Raw genomic sequence first — 3,785 nt, 5'->3', positions numbered from 1 at the left:
GTGACGGTTGCGGGAGGTGTTGCTATAGGAAGTGATTCTGTAGCCAATAGGGCTAGTGGTGTTTTGGGCTATTCTCCTAATAAGAAAGCGAGTGCAACAGGTGCTGAAGTTCAATGGAAGAGTGTTTATGGTGCCATGAGTGTTGGTAATCTCAGCGAGAAGGGAACGCGACAAATTATAGGGGTAGCAGCTGGTTCTGAACTGACTGATGCAGTAAATGTTGCGCAGATAAAGTCATTACAAAATTACGTAGATAAAGGTTGGCAGCTGTCTGTTGGTGGTGCAGATGCTACAACTATTGGTATAGAGAGCAAGATCGATTTATCAGCGGCAAGTGAAAATCTTCAAATTAGCAAAGGCAAAGATGACAATAATATAAAATTTGATCTAGCCAAGGATATTGCAGTCAATAAAGTAAATGCAGGAAGCAGTACCTTAGATGCAACAGGCTTAGTGATTACAGGTGGACCGAAAATAATCATTTCTGGGATAGATGCTGGGGGTAAAAAGATTACAGGAGTGTCGGATGGCACTGGAGCGAACGATGCCGTTAATTTTTCACAGTTAAGCAAAACCAATGAGAGTCTTTCGTCCACAGCGAGAAATCTGGAAACGGCTATGGCGAATACATCAAAATATTTTGGTGGAGGTGCAGGAGTTGCTGGTTCTGCTATGACGGGACCAACTTATAACTTATCCAAGATTGATACAAAGGGTAATATAACAGAGGGCTCTTTTAAAGATGTTGGTAGTGCATTTACTGGTCTTGATACAAATATCAAGAATGTGAATGCACGGATTAAAGAGGTTTCTGAAGGAGTAGCACAGGATTCTTTGTTATGGAGCAAGGAAGCCAATGCCTTTGTAGCGCGTCATGAGAAGAAGCAAGAAGAACAAGGCAGAGCTGTCAGGACACAAGAAAACAGTAGAATTACGTTCCTTGCAAAGGGTGAGATTACCCTAAACTCAACAGATGCAGTAAATGGTGGTCAGCTCTATACAATGGGTAACACGCTTGCAACCTATTTTGGTGGAGGTGCTGGTTATGATGAGCAAGGACAATGGAAAGCACCGGATTTCAAGATCAAGCAGTTTGGTGAGGATGGTACTTCTTTTGACAAGAATTATCAGAATGTAGCAGATGCACTTGCCGGTGTTGGAAGTTCTCTCACGAATGTTCAGAATAAATTGACTGAACAGGTTAATAATGTGATTACCAAAGTGGAAAGCGAAAGCTTTGTTCAGCAAGATAAGACAACGAGTCGTCTCACTATTGGCGCAGCAGTAGAAGGCGGAGAAATCAACATAACCAACAAGAATAAAGGGGATAGGATACTTTCTGGAGTGAAGGCAGCAACACAAAATAATGAAGCTGTTAACAAAGGTCAGCTTGATAAAGGTTTGAAGGATCTTTCTACCAGCCTTCAGTCAGATGACTCGGCTGTTGTTCATTACGATAAAAAAGAGGGTGATAATGGCGGCATTGATTATACGAGTGTGACTTTAGGCAAAGGTAAGGATAAGGTAGCTGTTGGTCTTCATAATGTTGCCGATGGTCAGATTGCCGAGGGTTCACGTGATGCAATCACGGGTGGTCAGATTAATAAAATCGGTGAGGATGTAGCTAAGTTTTTAGGTGGAGAAGCATCCTTTAAAGATGGAGCTCTTACACAGCCAACGTATAAATTATCTTACATTGCTAAAGATGGAGTTGTAACAGAGAGTGACTTTCAAGGTGTTGGAACCGCTTTTGCAGGTCTTGATGAGAATATCAAGAATGTGAATGCAAGGATTAAAGAGGTTTCTGAAGGAGTAGCACAGGATTCTTTGTTATGGAGCAAGGAAGCCGATGCCTTTGTAGCGCGTCATGAAAAGAGCAAAGAAGAAAAAGGCAAAGCTGTCAGGACACAAGAAAACAGTAGAATTACGTTTCTAGCAAATGGTGAGATTAGCGCTAAATCAACGGATGCTGTAACGGGTGGTCAGCTTTATTCGCTGAACGAACAACTTGCAACCTATTTTGGTGGAGGTGCTGGTTATGATGAGCAAGGACAATGGAAAGCACCGGATTTCAAGATCAAGCAGTTTGGTGAGGATGGTACTTCTTTTGACAAGAACTATACGAATGTAGCTGATGCACTTACAGGTGTTGGAAGTTCTATCACGAATGTTCAGAATAAATTGACTGAACAGGTTAATAATGTGATTACCAAAGTGGAAAGCGAGAGCTTTGTTCAGCAAGACAAAACAACGCATCGTCTCACTATTGGTGCAAAAGTAGGTGGCGCAGAAATCAATATTGCAAATGAAAGCGGTGCGGATCGGATAATTTCTGGTGTTGGGGAAGCAAAGAACAATAATGACGCTGTTAACAAAAGCCAGCTTGATAGCAATATCAAGAATGTCAATAATAATGTAACAAATAAGTTTAACGAACTTACTAAAAACATAACGAATATTACTCAGCAAGTTAAAGGTGATGCTTTGTTATGGAATGATGAAGCCAATGCCTTTGTAGCACGTCATGAAAAGAGCAAAGAAGAAAAAGGCAGAGCTGTAGCCACTCAAGATAACAGCAAAATTACGTTTCTTTTAGATGGTGATGTTTCTAAAGATTCAACGGATGCTGTCACGGGTGGACAGCTTTATTCGCTGAACGAACAACTTGCAACCTATTTTGGTGGAGGTGCAGGTTATGATGAGCAAGGACAATGGAAAGCTCCAAGTTTTAAGGTTAAGACAGTTAAGGATGATGGTAAATCTGAAGAGATAGACTATGGCAATGTGGCGGATGCTTTGGCTGGAGTTGGTAATTCTGTTACGAATGTAAAAAATGAGATCAGCAAAGAGATTACGAATGTAGTGAGTGATAGCCTTGTCAAGCAGGATAGGATGGGTCTTATTACTATTGGTGCGGAAAGAGGCGGCAATAAAATCAATATTTTAAATCGGGATGGTGATGCTCGAATTCTTTCTGGTGTTAAGGCAGCGCAAAATGGGGACGAGGCAGTCAATAAAGCGCAGCTTGATGCAAGTCTGAAGGATCTTTCCAGCAGTCTTCAGTCAGAAGATTCAGCAGTGGTTCTCTACGATAAAAAAGAGGGTGAGAATGGCGGCATTGATTACACGAGTGTGACTTTAGGTAAAGGTAAGGATAAGGCGGCTGTTGGTCTTCATAATGTTGCTGATGGTCAGATTGCCAAGGATTCACGTGATGCAATCACGGGTGGACAGGTTAACAAAATCGGTGAGGATTTAGCTAAGTTTCTTGGTGGAGAAGCATCCTTTAAAGAGGGTGTTTTTACAGTTCCGACTTATAAAATCTCTAATGTTTCTGACGATGGTACAGTAACGACTAATTCACATAACGATGTTGGTAGCGCCTTTGCGGGTCTTGATACGAGTGTCAAGAATGTGAACACTCATCTGTCTAATGAGGTCAAAAAGTTTGATGAAAAACTAAGTAATATTACGCAAGCAGTTCAAGGCGATGCATTGTTATGGGGCAAGACTAAAGGTGCGTTTGTAGCGACGCATGGGGACAATAAAGAGAACAGCAAGCTTACATCACTTGCAGCTGGCTCTATAGTATCAGGCTCGAGTGATGCGATTACGGGTGGACAGATTTATGATCTGCAAAAACAGTTTGCGACCTATTTTGGTGGAGGAGCTGGTTATAATGAAAAGGGAGAATGGGTTGCACCTACCTTCAAGCTTAAAACTGTCAATTCTGATGGTAGTGCTGGTGAGGAAAAGGTTTACAATAGTGTATCGGAAGCATTTGC

Annotated in this window: 1 pseudogene; it reads left to right on the top strand. The window is 41.7% G+C overall.

What is annotated here, in order from left to right:
- Positions 1 to 3,785, top strand: a pseudogene (locus tag ACFINW_RS09550) (hypothetical protein); the annotation flags it as partial.

Origin of the sequence: Bartonella sp. AA18HLJMS, assembly GCF_042197245.1 — a bacterium.
GTDB lineage: Bacteria > Pseudomonadota > Alphaproteobacteria > Rhizobiales > Rhizobiaceae > Bartonella.
Note: the sequence above shows the minus strand (reverse complement) of the source record. Positions and strands in the feature narration are given on the sequence as shown.